General features: G+C 71.4%; 12 protein-coding genes and 1 pseudogene. 9 read left to right on the forward strand and 4 right to left on the reverse strand.

The genetic code is table 11. The annotated features are described in order from the left end of the window. Positions 1-98: 98 nt before the first annotated feature. Positions 99-1,043 (forward strand): bifunctional methylenetetrahydrofolate dehydrogenase/methenyltetrahydrofolate cyclohydrolase, encoded by a 945-nt coding sequence (locus WMF42_RS20960; protein ID WP_437693812.1) that lies wholly within the window; start codon positions 99-101, stop codon positions 1,041-1,043. Positions 1,044-1,289: 246 nt separating this feature from the next. On the opposite strand, the pseudogene WMF42_RS20965 reads toward WMF42_RS20960, so the two are convergent. After that, positions 1,290-1,949, reverse strand: a pseudogene (locus WMF42_RS20965) (SDR family oxidoreductase); the annotation flags it as partial. Positions 1,950-2,141: 192 nt separating this feature from the next. On the opposite strand from WMF42_RS20965, the gene WMF42_RS20970 reads away from it, so the two are divergent. Next, positions 2,142-3,143, forward strand: coding sequence for a LysR family transcriptional regulator (locus tag WMF42_RS20970; RefSeq protein ID WP_437693814.1), 1,002 nt, complete (start codon positions 2,142-2,144; stop codon positions 3,141-3,143). Positions 3,144-3,236: 93 nt separating this feature from the next. On the opposite strand, the gene WMF42_RS20975 is transcribed toward WMF42_RS20970, so the two are convergent. After that, complete coding sequence (locus WMF42_RS20975; protein WP_437693816.1) at positions 3,237-4,052, reverse strand: hypothetical protein; 816 nt, start codon at positions 4,050-4,052, stop codon at positions 3,237-3,239. A 159-nt stretch (positions 4,053-4,211) separates the two neighbouring features. Here WMF42_RS20975 and WMF42_RS20980 point away from each other — a divergent pair, with 159 nt between their 5' ends. Next, entirely contained in the window at positions 4,212-6,266 is a 2,055-nt protein-coding gene (locus WMF42_RS20980; RefSeq protein WP_437693818.1) for a toxin-antitoxin system YwqK family antitoxin, read from the forward strand. Positions 6,267-6,317: 51 nt separating this feature from the next. Here WMF42_RS20980 and WMF42_RS20985 read toward each other — a convergent pair whose 3' ends face one another. After that, the gene (locus tag WMF42_RS20985; protein ID WP_155798153.1) at positions 6,318-7,802 is read right to left on the reverse strand and encodes a hypothetical protein; all 1,485 of its coding nucleotides are present in this window, start codon (positions 7,800-7,802) and stop codon (positions 6,318-6,320) included. A 248-nt stretch (positions 7,803-8,050) separates the two neighbouring features. Beyond that, complete coding sequence (locus WMF42_RS20990) at positions 8,051-9,124, reverse strand: hypothetical protein (protein WP_437693820.1); 1,074 nt, start codon at positions 9,122-9,124, stop codon at positions 8,051-8,053. A gap of 764 nt (positions 9,125-9,888) precedes the next feature. On the opposite strand from WMF42_RS20990, the gene cml reads away from it, so the two are divergent. From cml to WMF42_RS21020, 6 genes are all read left to right on the forward strand, one after another. Continuing rightward, complete coding sequence (cml, locus tag WMF42_RS20995; protein WP_437694319.1) at positions 9,889-11,064, forward strand: CmlA/FloR family chloramphenicol efflux MFS transporter; 1,176 nt, start codon at positions 9,889-9,891, stop codon at positions 11,062-11,064. Between the two features lie 300 nt (positions 11,065-11,364). Further along, on the forward strand, positions 11,365-12,135 hold the full coding sequence (locus WMF42_RS21000; protein WP_437693822.1) for a S1 family peptidase: 771 nt from the start codon (positions 11,365-11,367) through the stop codon (positions 12,133-12,135). A 381-nt stretch (positions 12,136-12,516) separates the two neighbouring features. Beyond that, entirely contained in the window at positions 12,517-12,903 is a 387-nt protein-coding gene (locus WMF42_RS21005) for a fucose-binding lectin II (RefSeq protein ID WP_081426255.1), read from the forward strand. A gap of 77 nt (positions 12,904-12,980) precedes the next feature. Next, entirely contained in the window at positions 12,981-14,141 is a 1,161-nt protein-coding gene (locus WMF42_RS21010) for an efflux RND transporter periplasmic adaptor subunit (protein WP_061606685.1), read from the forward strand. 17 nt (positions 14,142-14,158) lie between these two features. Continuing rightward, positions 14,159-17,254 (forward strand): multidrug efflux RND transporter permease subunit, encoded by a 3,096-nt coding sequence (locus tag WMF42_RS21015; protein WP_061606686.1) that lies wholly within the window; start codon positions 14,159-14,161, stop codon positions 17,252-17,254. A 332-nt stretch (positions 17,255-17,586) separates the two neighbouring features. Then, positions 17,587-18,645 carry a hypothetical protein gene (locus tag WMF42_RS21020; protein ID WP_437693825.1) on the forward strand — a complete coding sequence of 353 codons (1,059 nt, stop codon included), beginning with the start codon at positions 17,587-17,589 and terminating at the stop codon, positions 18,643-18,645. Positions 18,646-18,690: the final 45 nt, after the last annotated feature.

Below are 18,690 nucleotides of genomic sequence, written 5' to 3' on the forward strand. Positions count from 1 at the left end.
ATGCTCGGATGATGGAGAGAGCGCCGGTCGGGTGATGGCTGAACCGGACCGCCGGAAACTTGACAGCGATGCTGGCGCGTGCTCGTCTCCGCCCCAGGATGGACCCGCAACACAAGCCGCCGAGCCAGGACACTCGCACGGCCAGCGTCATCGATCCGAGCGTGGTGGCGGAGACGTTCCGTCGCGAGATCCGGGAGGAGATCGCCGCCCTGCCTGAGCCGCTGTTCCTTGTCGGCGTGCTCGCGGCGGATCACGGGCCGTCGTACACGTACGCGGAGTACACGCGCAAGGCGTGCGAGGACGTGGGAGTCCGCTTCGAGATCCGCCACGCGACGCGGCTCAGCGCCGAGGCCGCCATCCGCTCGGCGAACGAGGACCCGGGCGTGCACGGGATCATGGTGTATTACCCGATCTTCGGCACGGAGCAGGACGTGTATCTGCGGGACACCGTCGATCCGTCCAAGGACATCGAGGGGCTCCACACGTTCTGGGCACGTTGCCTGTACGGCAACCAGCGCTTCCTGGACGAGGCGAGGACGAAGAAGGCGATCCTGCCCTGCACGCCGCTGGCCATCCTCAAGCTGGTCGAGGCGGCCGGCTTCTTCGGCGAGGGCGAGCGGCCGCTCGAGGGCCGGAGCGTGTGCATCTTCAACCGCAGCGAGGTGGTCGGGAGGCCGCTCGCGAGCATGATGGCGCACGACGGGGCCCACGTGACCTCGTTCGACATCGACGGTCCCCTCCTCTTCGTCCCCAGCTCGTCCGGCGGCACGCACGAGGCGCACGAGACGATGGTGGACCGGGCGAGCGCGCTGCGGCAGGCCGATATCGTCGTGACCGGCGTCCCCTCGCGGAGCTTCCCCCACGTGCAGGCCGCGGAGATCCGCGAGGGCTGCCTGTGCATCAACTTCTCCACCTTCAAGAACTTCAGCGACGATGTCCAGGGCAAGGCCAAGGTGTTCGTGCCCCGCGTCGGCCCCATGACGGTGACGATGGCGATCCGCAACAGCCTGCGGCTCTACAAGAACTCGCACCAGGGCGGGTGAGCCCGGCGCGCCCGCGGCGCCGCCGGCGCCGGCGGGCGGCGGCGCCCCGCGCGCGTCAGCTCGCTGTCCATGCCCGCGCGCGCGGGCCCATGCCTCGAAGGTCGCCGGCGCCCGACCGGTCACGCGCTCGACGGTGTCGGTCTTCAGGGCGCCGTTCCCCGAGCGGATGCGCTCGATGAGCTCGCCGAGGGCCGCCGCGAGCGACGGGGGCATCCCGGCCTCGATCATCCGCCGCCTGGCGGCGTCGACAGAGACGTCCACGCGCCGCAGCGGGACGCCGAGGACGCGCGCGAGGATCTCCACCTGCTCCGGCGTGCTGAGGAGCTCGGGGCCTGTCACCTCGAGCGCCTGTCCCAAAAGCCCCTCGGTCACCATCGCCCGCGCGGCGACGGCGGCGATGTCGCGCGGGGCGATGGGCGCTGTCTTGCCGTCCCCGTGGGGGTTGTAGACCACGCGCTCGGCCTTGATCGACCGGGCCCACTGGAAGGTGTTCGACATGAAGGTGCCCGGTCGGACGAACGCCCAGGGGAGCCCGGAGTCCTTCACGAGCTGTTCCCGCTCGGCGTGACGGTGGGCGAGCTGGACCGTCGGCGCGCCCGCGCTGATGCTCGACAGGAGGACGATCCGGGGCGCGCCGCTCGCCCGCGCCGCCTCGAGGAAGCTCCGGACATGGTCGACGCCGTCCGCCTCCGCGACCGGCAGCAGGAACGCCGCCCGCGCGCCCCGGAGCGCCGGCGCGATCGTTTCCTGTCGCGCGAGGTCGCCCACCGCCTTCTCGACCCGGGATCCCCAGTGGGACACCTTGCGCTCGTCGCGCGTGAAGACACGGACCCTCTCTCCCGCGCCGAGGAGCTCCTCGACGACCTCCTTGCCGACATTCCCGGTGGCACCCGTGACCAAGTACATGGCTGTCTCCTTCCGGGTGGTCCCCGCGCGCTTCCCCGGCAGCGCCGCGGCGTGACTCGATGGCTCCCACAGGAACCATCGAGTCGCGCCGCGCTGCGCGCGGGCCGTCGGGTCGACTGTCGCGCGCCCAGGATCGCGCCGCGAGCGCGGCGGGGCAAACCACCCTTTCTGGAGAGAGCCTATGACTGTTCCGTGCGCTTGATTAGTCTTGACCGGCAGGAAGAATCGTTCCACGGGTGGAACAATCCGATGCTGCCCGACCTCAACGAGATCGCTGTCTTCACCCGGGTCGTCCAGGCGGGGAGCTTCACGCGGGCCGCGCGCGAGCTCGGCATGCCGAAGTCGACCGTGAGCCGGAAGGTGTCCGAGCTCGAGGCGCGGCTCGGCGCGCAGCTCCTCCGGCGGACGACGCGCAAGCTCGGCCTGACGGACGTCGGCGCCGTGTACTACGAGCGCTGCGCGCGCGTCGTGGCCGAGCTGGACGACGCGGACCGGACCGTGACGCAGATGCAGGAGGGGCCGCGCGGGCTGCTGCGGATCACGGCGCCGCTGCACTTCGGGTGGATCGGCGGCGTGGTCGCCGAGTACCTGCGCGTCCACCCCGACGTGAGCGTGGAGGTCGTCTGCACCGACCGCATCGTCGATCTCGTCGCGGAGGGGTTCGACGCGGCGCTCCGGTTCGGCGCGCCCAGCGACGCGTCGCTCGTCGCGCGCCGCCTCGGGGCCGTGCCGCGCTACCTCGTGGCGGCGCCCGCGTACCTCGCGCGGCGGGGCGCGCCGCGCGCGCCGGCCGACCTCGAGGGCCACGACGTCCTCGTGTCGGCCGGGGCGCGCGCCGGGGAGGCGCCCGGCGCGCGGTGGGTGCTGCACCGGGGCGCGCGGCGCGCGGAGGTGCGCGTGACGCCGCGGGCGACGGCGAACAACCTCGAGGTGCTGCACCGGATCGCGCTCGCGGGCGTGGGCATCGGGATGCTGCCCGCGACGCGCTGCGAGCAGGACGTGCGCGAGGGGCGCCTCGCGCGCGTGCTCGACGGGTGGAGCCCGGTCGACGTGCCGCTCCACGTCGTCTACCCGGGCACGCGGCACCTGTCGCCGAAGGTGAAGGCGTTCCTCGACCTGGTGCGCGAGCGCATGGGCCCCGCCCTGCGCGACCGGCGGGACGGCAGCGCGGGCGCCGGGAAGGCCAGCGCCTGACGCGGCGCCATGATGGATCTGCGCCGCTGTCGGGCGGCGCCGCGAGCGCGCCGCGAGCTGCTCCCTCTGCCCCTGCCCCCTGCCGCGCGCCGCCTACCTGCCTCGCGGGCGCCTCGCCGACGTCGCGGCGTCGAGCGCCGCCGCCGGGGTGACGGCGCGCCCCGCGCCCTGCGGCGCCCGGAGCTCGCTCGCCCGCGTCCGCCGCGCGGGCGGGCTGCCCTGCGACGTCAGCCTCTCCAGCTCGGCCCGCACCTCGGCGCGCACATGCGGGCCGAGGAGCTTCTCCGCCATCGCGATCAGCCGTCCGGCGAAGGTGGCCATGATGCAGCCCGCGCGCTGGTCGTCGTGGTCCGGAGACCCCGAGCGCCGGTAGTGCCGCCCGTAGTCGCGCGTGATCGCCCCGAGGTCGCCGCCGACGTGGACGGCCTGCCGCATGAAGAGCCGCGCCGCGCGCTCGTTGGCGATCGGCGGCATCTGCGCGAGCGTCAGGGCGACGTCGGTCCTGCCCACGGCGAGCAGCATGGAGACGACGCGCTGGCGCGCGAGCTCGACGAGCCTCGGCGCGAGGGTGTGCTCGTGGAAGACGTGGACGTTCGCCGGCACGAGCGCCCTCCCCTCCGCGCCGAGCTCGCTCAGGAACGCGTTCAGCACCGGCGAGCGCGTCGGCTCGGCGTGGAGGTACTCCCGCGCCGCGCCCGCGGCCGGCGCGCCGCCCGGCGGCGCGCTCGGGCCGGCGTCGGGCCTCGCGGGGGTGAGCGGCCGCGCCGCGCGCGCCCGCGCCCGCTCGAAGTGCCTCGCCGCGCTCCCGGCGCGCTCGTCCGCCGCGGCGGGATCGGCCGCGTCGAGCAGCGCGACGAGCCCGGCGGCGCGGGCGGCGATGACGTGCGGGAGGGCTTTCTTGCTGGACATGCGAGCAGCTTCTCCCGAGGGAGAGCTGTTCGGGCGTGTACCACGCTGCGCAAACAGTTGTACAGGACTGAACCCCGGTTCCCGAACAGACGCACGCGCTCGTGACGCCGTGGCGAGGCCGCCCGCCGTGTCGGTCGTAACCCCGATAGGCTGCGGTGCATGGACGCCACGACACAGCCCGGCGCGGAGCGACCTCCGTCGGTTCCGCCTTCGGCCAGGTACAACCCCGAGCACGGGACGTTCGAGCTCGTGGAGACCGACGCCGACGGACGTCCTTCGGGCGAGTGCCGCGTGTACCGCGCGAGCGACGGCTCGTTGCTCTCGTGCTGCCGCTACGCGGACGGGGTGAAGGACGGGCCGTTCACCGTGTTCCACCCGAACGGTCAACCCGCGCAGCGCGGGCGCTACCGGGGCGGCCAGCTCGACGGCGAGGTGGTGCTGTACGGCAGCGACGCCCCGACCGAGCTCAGGCTGCGACCGTGCTGCGTGCCGCCCGGCGCCTGGGAGCTGCGAACGCAGTACCGGCAGGGGCGCGTCGTGCGCCAGGTGTTTCACGACCGCGCCGGATACCCGATCTCCGCGGACGGCTCCCGCTGGCCCGACAGACCCGCCGGCGTCGGCGAGGCGGACTACGACAACGGCTCGCAACGCTGGCTGGCCAGCGAGGAGGACGAGTCCTCGGCCATCCACCGCTACTTCACGCGCGAGGGCAAGCCCTCTCAGGAGATCGAGATCCGCGCCGGAGCGCGCTGTCGCGAGCTCCGGTACGACGCGCTGGGCCGCCCTTCCGAGGAGCGGCACCTCGATCCCCAGGGGCGCCTTCACGGCCCGTCGGTCCGGTGGTTTCCCGATCCGGACGCGAGCCCTTACCTCGATCCGCGCGTGCGCGAGGAGCGAGGCCAGTACGAGCACGGTCACCCCGTCGGAGCGTTCACGCTGCTCGCCGCGGACGGGGCGCCGGTCGTCCGGCGCGAGCTCGGCGCGGCGCTCGACGAGGCCAGCCTCGGCGCGTCGCCCGCGCTCGCCGAGGACCTCGCCGGGTGGGACGCCGAGCGCGTCTGGGCCCTCGCGCGAGAGCTCTTGCAGGGCGGCCGCGCGCGCGAGGCCTGCTGCGCCGCGGCCCGCGCGGCCGTGCGCGGGGGCGAGCGCGACAGGCTCGTCGCGTTCCTGGACGCCGCGACGCTGCGGCCGAGGCCCGAGGTCGCGGAGCGACGCGGGCAAGCGCTGCTCGAGGCGTCCGGCGCGACAGCGCTCGGCGTCCTGGACGAGCTGCTGCTCGGCGCCGAGCCGAGCGCGGCCTACCGCACGCTCGCCGCCGTCGCGCCGGGCTCGCGCCGCGTCGCGCTCTCGCTCGTCGAGGCGGCGCTGCTGCTCGAGCCCGAGCGCCGCTCGACCTGCGTCACGCGCGCGCTCCTGCGGCTCGATCTCGGCGACACGCGCGGGGTGCTCGAGGACGCCGACCGCATCGCGCCGGGGGCCCCCGCCGTGGCCGAGCACCTCAGGACCTTCGTGCGGCTCCTGTCCCCGGAGTTTGCTTTCTGGCCGGCGCGCGAGGCCCTCGATCCGATGCCCGACGACGCGTCGGTCACTGTCGATGTAGGCCAGCCGATCGAGCAGATCCGGAAGAAGATCCAGCTCTACGCCACCCGCTTGCTGCGCCTGCGCGAGGCGGTGCAGCGCAGCCTGCCGGGGACGGAGCCCTGCCCGTGGCTCCCGCCCGACCTGTCGCACGTGCTGCCGGACGGGCCGGTGGAGCTCGCACGGACGGCGGCGACCTTGACCGAGGAGACAGAGAACGGGGTCGAGACCGTCGAGCTCACCGTGGACGAGACGCTCGACCCGGGAGCCCTGCCTGTCTCTCACCTGATGCGAAGGGCCCGGGCCGAGTGGGCCGCCCTCTGCTGGCTTTGCTGGTCGGCCGGCCTCGACAGCGTCGCCCTGCCGGAGCGCGTCGCGCCCCGGCCCGACTTCACCGCGGCGGTCAACATGTCGCTCACCCGTTGCTTCCGCGCGCGCGATCAGCTGCAGACAAGCGGGCTCGTCAGCCGGGCGCGCGGCGTGCCAGGCTTCGTGTGGGAAGGGCACGCTGTCGACGAGCTCGACCCGACGCTCGCTGTCATCGCGGCCGACGAGTACTTCGAGATGCGCTGCGTCTTCGTGTGGCTCATGTTCCCGGAGAACGTCTCCCCGTTCCAGAGCGACATCCGCGCGTGAGCCGACCGCGGCGGCGCGGTCGGCTCGGGGAGCACGCCCTGCCGGCGCGCTTCAGGGGCAGGGGCCTGCGTACGGGTAGCCGCGCGCCGTCGCGCACGAGGCCGCCTTCGACGACGACACAGCGGCGAACGTGAGGGAGGCGCAGCCGTTGATCGTGCCTGTGTGGTAGACGTACGTCCCGACCGAGCCGCTCGTGACGATTGTGTAACCGGGGTAGGCCGCCTGCCCGCACTGCGCTGCCTCGCTCAGCGAGTTGGCGAAGTAGACCTGGGTCTGCTGCAGGCAGCCCCAGCCGTCCTCGATGCCCACGGTGAAGTACTGGGCCTGCGACCCGGCCGTCTGCCCCGAGCACGTCTTCGGGGCGCACGAGCCGCAGTCTCGCGAGCAGCTGTCGCACGTCTCGTCGTTGTCGCAGGCGCCGTTGCCGCAGCACGAGCCGCAGTCTTGCGAGCACGTGCTGCACGTCTCGCCGACGCTGCTGTTGCAGGTGCCGTTGCCGCAGCACGAGCCGCAGTCCTGCGCGCAGCTGCCGCACCACTCGGCGCCGTTGCAGATCCCGTCGCCGCACTTGCAGTCGGACGGGCAGCTCGACGGCGTCTCGCCGCCGTTGCACGCGCCGTCACCGCAGCCGGTCACCATGCACTCGCCGAACCACTTGCGGCACAGGCCGTGCCGGCTGCCGTCGGGGAAGCACACGCTCCCATAGCCATGGTTGTAGATCTCGTCGTCCGTGAACTTCGTCTTCCGCGCGCCGCCGTCGTCGAACAGCCGGCACTCGACAGGGCGCCCGTCGGGCAGCGTCGCCTCGCCGAACCAGCGCCGGCAGATCCCCGCGGCGCCGTTGCCCGGCACGCACGCCATGTTGCCCCCCGGCGCGAACACCGCGTCCGACGGGCCCGCCATGTCGGCCCCGCCGTCGTTGAAGACCCAGAAGAGCACCGGCGTGTGGCTCGGGTCGATGGTGCGGCAGGCGCCGAACCACTTGCGGCAGGTGCCGCCCGGGCTGCCGTCGGGCATGCACGCCTGGCCCGATCCCGAGATGTAGAGCGCCTGCGTCGGCCCGGCCATGTCGGTGTAGCCGTCGTTGAAGACGAAGCACTCGACGCCCTGCCCGATCGGCAGCGTCGCGCACTGGCCCGGCGCGCCCGCCGCGCCGCACGCCTCGCCCGCCGGGCACGCGCCGCCGGTGCAGATGCCGCCGCAGCCGTCGGGCGCCCCGCACGCCTTGCCCGAGCACTGGGGCGAGCACCCACACTGATAGGAGACGCCGCCGCCGCCGCAGGTCGTCCCCGCCGGACAGCTGCCGCTGCTGCACTTGCCGCCGCAGCCGTTGGGCGCCCCGCACGCCTTGCCCGCACAGCTCGGCGTGCACGGCGGCGGGGGCGGCGGTTCGCAGTCCTCGCACCGGGCCGCCTCGCTGTGCGAGACGACATCTTCGGACATGGCATCTTCGGACATGGCGTCTTCGGGCGAGCCGCTGCACGCGACGACGATCGCGGCGCCGGCGAGGGCGAGGGCGAGAGTTCTGACGAACATCTGCATGAGATAAACGTGTCCTTTCGCGCCGGGCGCGGGCGGCGCCCCGCGGAGCGGCTGCGCGTGCGCCCCCGGGGCCCGCGACGCGCCCAGCGTGCCGGACGTAGGATCAACCGGCGTGCCAGCGGGGTGGGGCAGGCTTTTCCGCCAGACGCGGGATCATCGGTCGCGGCGGTCTTGCGCAAGTTGCGCCGGGTTTGCTCGAACCGGACGCGTCGCGCGCAAGGCGGCCCGGCGCGGCGATCAGCTCAGGGGCACGCGTCAGGGCGGACCACGGCATACGCGAAGTCGCCGAAGCCGGCCGCCGCGAAGCCTCCGCCGGGGAGCGCCGTGACCGTGGTGATCCCTGTCGGCGTCCCGACCGCCCCCTCGTGCTCCCAGCGCAGCGCGCCGTCGGTATCGACGGAGATCAGCCACATGCGCTGCGTGCCGCCATCCGCTCCCCGCGTCGTCCCGGCGAGGTGCAGGAGGCCTGTGCTCGGGTCGTGGGCGACGGCGCTCAGCTCGGTGTCGCGCTCGGGTCGATACGTCCTGTGCCAGAGCACCGAGCCCTCGGTGTCCAGCAGGATCACGTGGTTGTGCCCGACGCTGAGCGCGACGACGGCGATGCGGCCGTCCGGCAGGACGGCGACGTCCTGCGGCCAGGCCTCGCCGATCTCCTCCAGAACGCGGTCGAGGACCGGCTCGGTCGCCCCGTTGCTGCGGATCATGCGCACATGCGCGCCGTCCGCGGTGAGCTGGACGACGTCCCCTCCGGGCAGGAGCGCTGCGGCGCCGTGGCTCCAGTTGTACCCCACCTCGGATCCCGGGGAGAGCGGCGTCGACCGCCGGTGGACGAGCTGGCCCTCGTCGTCGAGCCGGAGGAGCACCAGCTGCGGCGCCTCTCCATCCAGCAGGCTCTCGTGCGTGGACAGCACGTATCCGCCGTCCGGGTGCTGGAGCAGCTCGATATCGACGCCCGCCATGTAATGCGTCGGTCCGAGCGCGTGGGCGGCGAGCAGCGTACCGGCACCGTCGAGCCGGCCGAGCCACAGCCCCTGGCCCGAGGGTGAGGCCGGATCATACGTCTGTCCCGCCACCATGAGCCCGCCGTCCCCGGTCGGGACGCCTGTATGCAGAAACCCCTCGGCCAGCGGGACCGAGCTCCACACGATGTTTCCCGCGCCGTCGAGCTCCGCGACGCCCCCGTTGTGCGGCGCCCCGATCGCGATGAACCCATCGCCCCCGGCGGGAAGAAGCGTGTTGGCGTCCAGCCCTGATGGCGCGAAGAGCGAGACGAGGGCTCCGGCCATGCAGGAGTCGGTCACGACATCCACGGGCACAGCCGCCTCCTCGACTGGCACAGCACCATCCTCTGCTGGCACAGCACCCTCCTCTGTTGGCACAGCACCCTCCTCCGTCGGCGCGGCCCCCTCCCCTGCAGTCGGATCCCCTTCCTCTTGAGGCACCACCATGACCTCGGTGCAGCCCACGAGGGCCGCGAGCGCGAGCAACAACCCCGGAACCTTGCCGATCTGTGCCATTGTCCACCTCATGATCGGGACGGGTCATGCAACTGCTGTTCCCGGCCCCACATCTGCTCGCGCTGCGGGGAGGAAACAAGCGCGAAGAGGCCGCGCGCTCTGATCGCGGTGGCACCGTGCCGCCCGCGGGGCCTGCTGCGGGCCCACGAGCGGCGCCGCGTCGTACACCGCCGGCAGGACATGGCTCCCCCCGCGACCGGCGCGGCCGCGGCGCCCGCGCGCGCTCTCGGAGCGGCGAAGCGGAGGACGCACGCGGAGGACGCACGAGGAGCGGCTGGGCGTCGAGGCTTCGTGATCCCTCGACGGGCTGCCCGATGACCGTTATCCTGCGCCGTCTGCAACGAAGGCACGCCCGAGGCGGAAGCATGGACACCATCACGTCAGACGATTGAGCCGCAGCAACCCCTGAGCTCGTTGCTGCGGCTATCTGCTCTCGATCGTTCGACGAGTGCCGTCCTGGAGGCAGATCGCCGCCGAATGTCCACCATTTGCGCGGATGGTTCGTCGTGCCTCGAACAACATCAACAAACTGGAATTTCTCGCTGGCCGCAGCGCTGCTGCTGATGGCCCCCTTCGACCTGCTGGCCTCGCTGGCCATGGATGTCTACCTGCCGGTGGTGCCGATCATGCCAGGCATCCTCGGCACGTCGCCGGCGGTCGTTCAGTTGACCTTGAGCCTCTACATGGTCGTCCTGGGCGCGGGGCAGCTCGTGTTCGGACCCATCTCGGACAGGATCGGCCGGCGGCCGGTCCTGCTCACCGGTGCGGCCCTGTTTGCCGCCGCGTCGTATCTGCTCGCGGGCACCGAGTCCGCCGCTGTGTTCGTCGCTCTTCGCGTCCTGCAGGGGCTGGGCGCGGCCGCGGCGCTCGTCGCGACGTTCGCGACCGTGCGCGACGTCTATGCGGAGCGCGCCGAGGGGGCGGTGATCTACAGCCTGTTCGGCTCGATGCTGGCGTTCGTGCCAGCGCTGGGGCCCGTTGTCGGCGCGCTGGTCGCGGACCATCTCGGCTGGCGCGCGATCTTCCTCGCGCTCGGCGTCGCCGCCACCGCGGCCGCGCTGAACGCGGCGCCGAGGTGGCCCGAGACTCGGCCCGTGAACGCGTCGAGGCCACGCGCGGCGTTCGGCCGGATCCTCGCGGACGCCTCGTTCTGGACTTACACGCTCGGCTTCAGCGCGGCGATGGGCGCGTTCTTCGTCTTCTTCTCGACGGCGTCACGCGTCCTGATCGAACGCGCGGGCTTCTCTCAGCTCGTCTTCAGCCTCCTCTTCGCCACCGTCGCGCTCGTCATGATCGCGACGACCCGGTTCGCGAAGCGATTCGTGGCGCGATGGGGAAGCGCCGGGAGCCTCGTCCGCGGGATGGGGATGCTGCTCCTGGGCGCCGCGCTGCTTGTCGTCGGGCAGGTGATCGCCGCTCCGTCGTTCTGGACGTTCATCCCGCCCATGTGGATCATCGCGATAGGCATCGTGTTCGCCAGCTCGGTGACGGCGAACGGCGCGCTCCAGCGCTTCGGCCACGTCGCCGGCACCGCGACAGCGCTCTACTACTGCATCGAGAGCCTCGTCGTCGGCGTCGTGGGAACGACGCTGGTCGTCCTGCTGCCCGGGGATACTGCATGGCCGCTGGCGGCCTATTGCACGCTCATGGCCGTCGTTGTGCTGGGCTTCGTCAGGCGGGCGGAGACGACGCCGGCGACCGACGTCTTGCCGGATCCAGCGCGTCATCGCGAGACGTGAGGTGAGCGGGCTCGGCGTATCGTCGAGCCCGCCGCTCGCCCGACAGGGACCACCACCCCCTCCCCGGTCCCGCACAGCAGCAAAAACGCCGCGGCCTCTTCGTTCGCGCGAAGGACGACCGAGGTTGCCGGCATCCACTGGCTGACGGTGGAGCGTCGACGCAGCGACCGGCAGCGCCTCGAGCCTCGGGGCCGCTGGAGCTGTGGGCGCATTTCCGTGGTCAACCGGCGGAGCCCGGCGGCGCTGGCGCTCCTCTCGGATGGTTGTCTGACAGGACTTGAAACTTCGACGGAGATTGTCATGAAGAGAATACCTTTCGCGGCGGCGGCCTTCCTTGCAGCGTGCGTGGGAGGGGCGGACGACCTGCCCCCGAGCCCGACGGACGCCGACTCCGCGGCCATCATCGGAGGCACCATCGACGAGGGCGATCCGGCCGTGGCGAATCTGCAGGTCTACGAGAAGAGGCCGGCTGGAAACGTGATGACCCACAACTGCACCGCTTCGCTCATCGCCCCGACGGTGCTCCTGACGGCGGCCCACTGCATGGACTTCCGGCTGGTGGACAGCGGTCCTGTCGGCAGGGCCCTCTTCGGCACCGAGGTCTCGGAAGCAGGGTACTGGGTGAACGTGAAAGAGGTCCACTACGACCCAGAGTTCAACGGCTCCAACGTGCACGCGGGGCACGACATCGCGGTGGCCATCCTCGAGGAGCCCGTCGCCATCGAGCCGCTGCCCTACAACCGCGCGCCGATGACCGAGGACATGGTCGGCGCGTCAGGCCGGCTGATCGGCTTCGGCCTGGACGAGGATTTCTGGGACGGCACGAAGCGCCACGTGACCACCTTCATCAACACGGTCACGCCGCTGCTGGTCGGCCTCGGCGACGCGGACCACCACACGTGCACGGGTGATTCGGGCGGGCCCGCGTTGATGGATGTGAACGGCGTCCCCACCATCATCGGCGTGACGTCATTCGGCGCCGCGATCGACGGCAATGTCTGTGTGGACGGCTGGCATACGCGCGTCGACCTCTACACCGACTTCATCGACCCGTTCGTGAGCGCGCCGTAGCGAGCGCCGCGTCGCCCGGCCACGACCCGTACTTCCTTGGCCAGCCGCTCCGCCTACGAGCCACGAGACCTCAGGCGAGCGGACGCGCGGAGCGGGCGGGTCGAGATCGAGCGCGCGCGACGCGACCTTGACCGCACCGCGAAAGATGAGCGAGCGCGGCATCGACGCGGCGCTCGCCGACACGCCACCGCGGACAGGCGATACAGGACCACACGTCCACACAGCACTTCTGTTTGTCGTTGCACGCTTGCGGGAGGTTTGATAGCCATCCTCTGGTACCGCGCACCGCTCACCGCTCACCGCGCACCGCGAGACCGTCCCCGGTCTCGACGGTCATCGTCCCGGCCGCGGGACGCGATCCATAGGAAGGGACACGAGCACATGCCTCAATTGAACGGCAACACCTGCGAGATCGATGAACTTCCGGATGGTGTGACCGTGACCATCAGAGCGACGACCAACTCGCGGTACACCCAGAAGATCATCGTGACTCGCAACGATGAGGACCTGTGCGCCTTCACGGGCTCCGGTGAGCGCAACGCGATGACGGGTCAGTCGACGGTCGTTGCCAGTTCAAGAGCGAAGCTGCGAGCGACGTTCGAGTATCAAACGGACATCAACGCAGAGTGGCGCAAGTCGAGCCAGCTGAAATCGGGCGGTCCTTATACGGTGGGCAACCACAATTTCATGGTGATCGTCGCCGAGAACGGGGACGACAACGACTACAACGATAGCGTCCTCGAATTCAACTGGACCACGCCCAGATAGCGTCGTCCGGAGCCCGGGAGGCGGGCACGCGCCGCACAGCGCCAGGCGCCGCGCGCAACCCCCGACGGAAGCGACCCATGTCCCGACAACCCAAGCGCGGCGCGGGCCTCGCGGCCGTCCTCCTGCTCCTCGGCGCCTGCCGATCGACGCCGGATGCGCCGCCGCCGCCGCCCCCGACCGAGGTCGCCGTCATCGAGGTGAAGCCCGAGCCCGTCACGATCCGCGACGAGCTCCCCGGCCGCGTCGAGCCCTTCCGCATGGCGCAGGTGCGCGCGCGCGTGCCCGGCGTCGTGCTCGAGCGCACCTTCAAGCCGGGCAGCGAGGTCAAGCAGGGCCAGACGCTCTTCCAGATCGACCCGGGGCCGTTCAAGGCCGCCGCCGCGAGCGCCCGCGCCGCCATCGAGAAGGGGCAGGCGAGCCTCGCCCTGGCGGAGGCCCAGGCCAGGCGCGCGACGGCGCTCGTCGAGGAGGGGCTCATGACGCGCGAGCAGTTCGACAACGCCGTCGCGGCGCAGGCCATGGCGCGCGCCGATCTCGCGCAGGCGCGCGCGGCGCAGGCGCAGGCGCTCCTCGACCTCGGCCACGCCACCGTGACCGCGCCGATCAGCGGCCGGATCGGCGGCGAGCTCGTCACCGAGGGCGCGCTCGTCGGCCAGAGCGAGGCCACGCCGCTCGCCGTGATCCAGCAGATCGACACCGTCTACGTCGACATCAAGCAGCCCGTCTCGCAGCTCACGCGCCTGCGGCGCGCGGCCACGGGCGGCGCCGGCGCGGAGGGCGCATCCGGTGAGGCGCCGGTGACGCTCGTGCTCGACGACGGGACCGAGTACCCCGAGAAGGGCGCGCTGCTCTTCTCCGACATCAGCGTGGATCCCGGCACCGGCGAGGTCACGCTCCGCGCCGCCTTCCCCAACCCCGACCGCCTGCTCCTGCCCGGCATGTTCGCGCGCGTGAAGCTCGCGCGGCGCGTCGACCCGGCGGCGCTCATGGTGCCGCAGCAAGCGGTGGGGCGCGACACCGGCGGCAAGGCGACGGTCGTCGTCGTCCAGGCGGACGGCAAGGCGGTCGTGCGGCCGATCCAGACGGGCGGCGTCGATCGCGACCGCTACATCGTCACCGAGGGGCTCGCGCCCGGCGACCGGGTGGTTGTCGAAGGCCAGCAGAAGATCGCGCCCGGCGCGGAGGTCCGCGCCGTGTCCTGGGCGCCCCCCGGGGCCGCGGCCCCGGCCGCGCCCTGAGCCGATCCGAGGCGAGCATGCCGCGCTTCTTCATCGACAGGCCCATCTTCGCGATCGTCATCGCGATGTTCATCGCGATCCTCGGCGCGATGGCGCTCCCGCGCCTGCCCGTCGCGCAGTACCCCTCGGTGGCGCCGCCCACCGTCTCGATCTACGCGAGCTACCCCGGCGCGACGCCGCAGACGCTCGACCAGAGCGTCGTCAGCCTGATCGAGCGCGAGCTGAGCAGCGTCAAGCGGCTGCTCTACTTCCAGTCGTCGAGCGACGCCTCCGGCGGCGCCCAGATCACAGCGACCTTTCAGCCGGGCACCGACCCCGACCTGGCGCAGGTCGACGTGCAGAACCGCCTCAAGGCGGTCGAGCCGCGCCTGCCGCCGGCCGTCCGGCAGTACGGGCTCTTCGTCGAGGCCTCGACGTCGAGCTTCCTGATGATCGTCAGCCTGTCGTCGCGCGACGGCAGCGTGGACCCGACGGCGCTCGGCGACCTCCTCGCCCGCAGCGTCATCGACGAGATCAAGCGCGTCCCCGGCGTCGGCCGCGTGCAGCTCTGGGCCAGCGAGCGCGCGATGCGCGTCTGGATCGACCCGGCGAAGCTCGCGGCCCTCTCGCTCTCGCCCGCCGACGTGTCGAGCGCGATCGCCGCGCAGAACATCCAGTTCGCCTCGGGCCGCGTGGGGGACCTGCCGAGCCCGCCGACGCAGCAGATCAGCGCGACGCTCATCGCCGAGGGCCAGCTCACGACGCCCGAGGAGTTCGGGGAGATCGTCCTGCGCGCGCGGCCGGACGGCTCGCGCGTGCTCCTCCGCGACGTCGCGCGGATCGAGATCGCCGCGCAGAACATGGCGTCGTCGTCGCGGAGCAACGGCAAGCCCGACGCGGCCATCGGCATCCAGCTCGCGAGCGGCGCCAACGCGATGAAGACGTCCGACCTCGTGCGCGCCCGCATGGAGGAGCTCTCGCGCGGCCTGCCGCCCAACGTGACCTACAGCGTCCCGTTCGACACGGCGCCGTTCGTCCGGGTGTCGGTCCACAAGGTGATCGAGACGCTGGCCGAGGCGATGCTGCTCGTGTTCGTGGTGATGTTCCTGTTCCTGCAGAACATCCGCTACACGCTCATCCCGGCGATCGTCGTGCCGATCGCGCTGCTCGGCACGTGCGCGGTGATGCTCTTCGCCGGCTCCTCGATCAACATGCTGAGCCTGTTCGGGATGGTGCTCGCGATCGGCATCATCGTCGACGACGCGATCGTCGTCGTCGAGAACGTGGAGCGGATCATGGCCGAGGAGGGCCTGTCCCCGCGCGACGCGACGATCAAGGCGATGAGCGAGATCTCCGGCGCTGTCGTGGGCATCACGCTCGTCCTGTCGGCGGTGTTCCTCCCGATGGCGTTCGCGTCGGGGTCCACGGGCGCGATTTACCGGCAGTTCTCGCTCTCGATGGCGGTCTCGATCCTGTTCTCGGCGTTCCTGGCGCTGACGCTGACGCCGGCGCTCTGCGTGAAGCTCCTCAGGCCCATCCCGGCAGGACACGGCGAGCGCCGCGGGGCGTTCGGGTGGTTCAACGCGGGCTTCGCGCGGCTCACCGGCGGGTACAAGCGGTGGGCCGCGGGCTCGCTCGACAGGCCCCTCCGGATGCTCCTCGCGTTCGCGCTCATCACGACGGCGCTCGGCGTGCTCTACGTGCGGCTGCCGACCTCGTTCTTGCCCGAGGAGGATCAGGGCGTTGTCATGGTCGACGTCCAGCTCCCGCCCGAGGCCACGCTCCACCGCACGCTCAGGGCCGTGAAGGAGATCGAGGCGCATTTCGAGGGCCGCCCCGCCGTTCGCTTCGTCTCCGCCTACCCTGGCTTCGGCTTCTCGGGGTCGGGGCAGAACGTGGCGCTCATCTTCATGATGATGAAGGACTGGGACGAGCGCCCCGCCGGCGCGACGGCGCAGGCGGAGGCGGCGCTGGCGAACGAGAAGCTCGGCGCCGTGCGCGACGGGGCGATCTTCAGCCTCGTGCCGCCGCCGATCATGGAGCTCAGCGTGACCTCGGGCTTCAGCCTGAAGCTGCAAGACCGCGGCGGCCGCGGCAACGCCGCGCTCGTGGCCGCGCAGCAGCGGCTCATCGAGCTCACGTCGGGCAACCCCGTCTTCGAGCAGGTGCGCGCCGAGGCGCAGAGCGACGCCGCGCAGATCCGCCTCCGGATCGACCGCCAGAAGGCGAACGCGCTCGGCGTGCGGTTCGAGAGCGTCGCCGCCGTGCTGTCGACGACGCTGGGCTCCGCCTACGTGAACGACTTCCCGAACCAGGGCCGGCTCCAGCAGGTCATCGTCCAGGCCGAGGCCGCGAGCCGGATGCAGGTGGAGGATCTGCTTGCGCTCTTCGTGCCCAACGGCGCTGGGCAGATGGTGCCGCTCGCCGCGTTCGCCACGGCGCAGTGGGAGCGCGGCCCGCTCCAGCTCGCGCGCTTCAACGGCTACCCCGCCGCCGGGATCAACGGGCAGCCGGCGCCGGGGCGCAGCAGCGGCGAGGCGATGGCCGAGATCGAGCGCCTCTCGGCGCAGCTCCCGCCCGGCTTCGGGGTGGAGTGGACGGGCCAGTCGTACCAGGAGCGCCTGTCGGGCGCCGAGGCGCCGGCGCTGCTCGCGCTGGCGCTGGTGGTGGTGTTCCTGGTGCTCGCGGCCCTCTACGAGAGCTGGTCGATCCCGCTCGCGGTGATCCTTGTCGTGCCGCTCGGCGTGGTGGGCGCGGTCCTGGCGATGACGGTGCGCGGGCTGCCGAACGACGTGTTCTTCAAGGTCGGGCTGATCACCATCATGGGGCTCTCGGCGAAGAACGCGATCTTGATCATCGAGTTCGCGAAGAGCCTGCGCGAGCAGGGCAAGAGCGCCCGGGAGGCGGCGATCGAGGCGGCGCGCCTGCGCTTCCGGCCGATCTTGATGACGTCGCTCGCGTTCATCCTGGGCGTCGTGCCCCTCGTCTTCGCGAGGAGCGCCGGCTCGGCCACGCAGCACGCGATCGGCACGGGCGTGTTCGGCGGCATGATCACGGCGACGATCTTCAGCATCTTCTTCGCGCCGCTGTTCTTCGTGCTCATCAGCCGCCTCCGGCGGGCGCCGCCCGGGTGAGCCCGGCAGCGGCGCCCGTCGCCGCGACGTCGCTGCGCCGCCCGACCGAGCCCCCCTGGCAGCCCCCGTGAGGCCCGGGGCGGCCTGATCACGCCCGGCCCGGCGCACACGCCGGAGCCGGCGCCGCACATGTTCGCGCACAGGCCCCGGTCGAGCCGCACACGCGCAATCCCCCGCGGATCGCGGGATACGGCGCCTCTCGCCCTGGCACCCTCCCTGCAATGGCCCTCTCCCGACGAAGCGACGCCCCAACGAACGAGGCCACCGCGCTTCGAGGACCGCTTCTGAACACAACGCCCGCTCTGGCAGCCCTGCTGTCGAGGTCAAACATCATGCAAGCAGCCATCAAGTTCAACGAGAGCACCTTCACGATCAAGAACCGGTCCGACTTCCGAGCCGAGCCGGAGAAGGAGTTCCAGCATCGGCTCAAGACGAGGGAACACCTGGCCTACTTGCAGGACATGAAGCTGTTCGATGTGTCCGACAGCCGGTGGGCGAAGGCGACCGTCGATGGAGAGGTGGTGTACGGACACGAATACAACGGGAGCGTCCTCACCGTGCGCCTGAAGACGCGCGACGGCAAGCTCACCCTGAGCCACAACGAGGATGGGACCTTCGACCGCCACCTGATGGATAACCCGGGGGAGTCCACGGTGTACTCCATCACCTCGTCGAACAACGGGCTGGAGTCGACCCACACCTTCACCGTCCAGTCCGCTGGAGTGGTATCGCTCACGATCGTCTTCGCCGCCCTCGTGTTCACCGTCAACCTGGCCAACGGGGTGGCCGCCGCGCAGGCGGCCCTCGACGCGGGGGAGGCCGTGGCGGCCTTCTGCGGGGTCGAGACGACCATCTTTCCAGGGATCGGCATCGTCATCGCGGTGCTCGCCTTCATCGGCGTCTGGATCGCCTACTCCGTCGGGCGCGAGATCATGCTGAATGTCATCTACGAGAACCGGAGCAGCAGCAAGACCATCAAGCTCGTCGATCACTACGTCTACAACATCGGCGACAGCAAGCTCATCGACGCCACGCTCGGCCCGCTCCAGAAGGCCGGCCCGTTCGAGTTCTACTCCGACGTGGTTGTCAACATCGACAACTACAGCAAGATCAGGGGGATCGGCGTCTCGATGAAGTTCCAGAAGGAGGACGGCTCGTCCCTGATCCTCTGCATTCGAAACGACATCTACAAGGACGCTCATTACTCCATCGAGCAGTTCCCGAAGGGCGACACGACGTCCGCGGAGGACGCCTACGACCGATGCAACGGCGCGCTGCAGACGAGCGACTTCGCGTGGGGCGATCTGATCGTCAAGAACCGACTGGATGCGGATGGCTTCCAGAAGTACAACTTCAGCGGCATCATCTCGTTCCACGACGCGGGGACGTGAGCTCCTGCGAGGCGCGCGCGAAAGCGCGGCGGCCTCGCACGCCAG

The sequence above is a fragment of the Sorangium sp. So ce176 genome, from assembly GCF_051519835.1.
Taxonomy (GTDB): Bacteria; Myxococcota_A; Polyangia; order Polyangiales; family Polyangiaceae; genus Sorangium; species Sorangium cellulosum_G.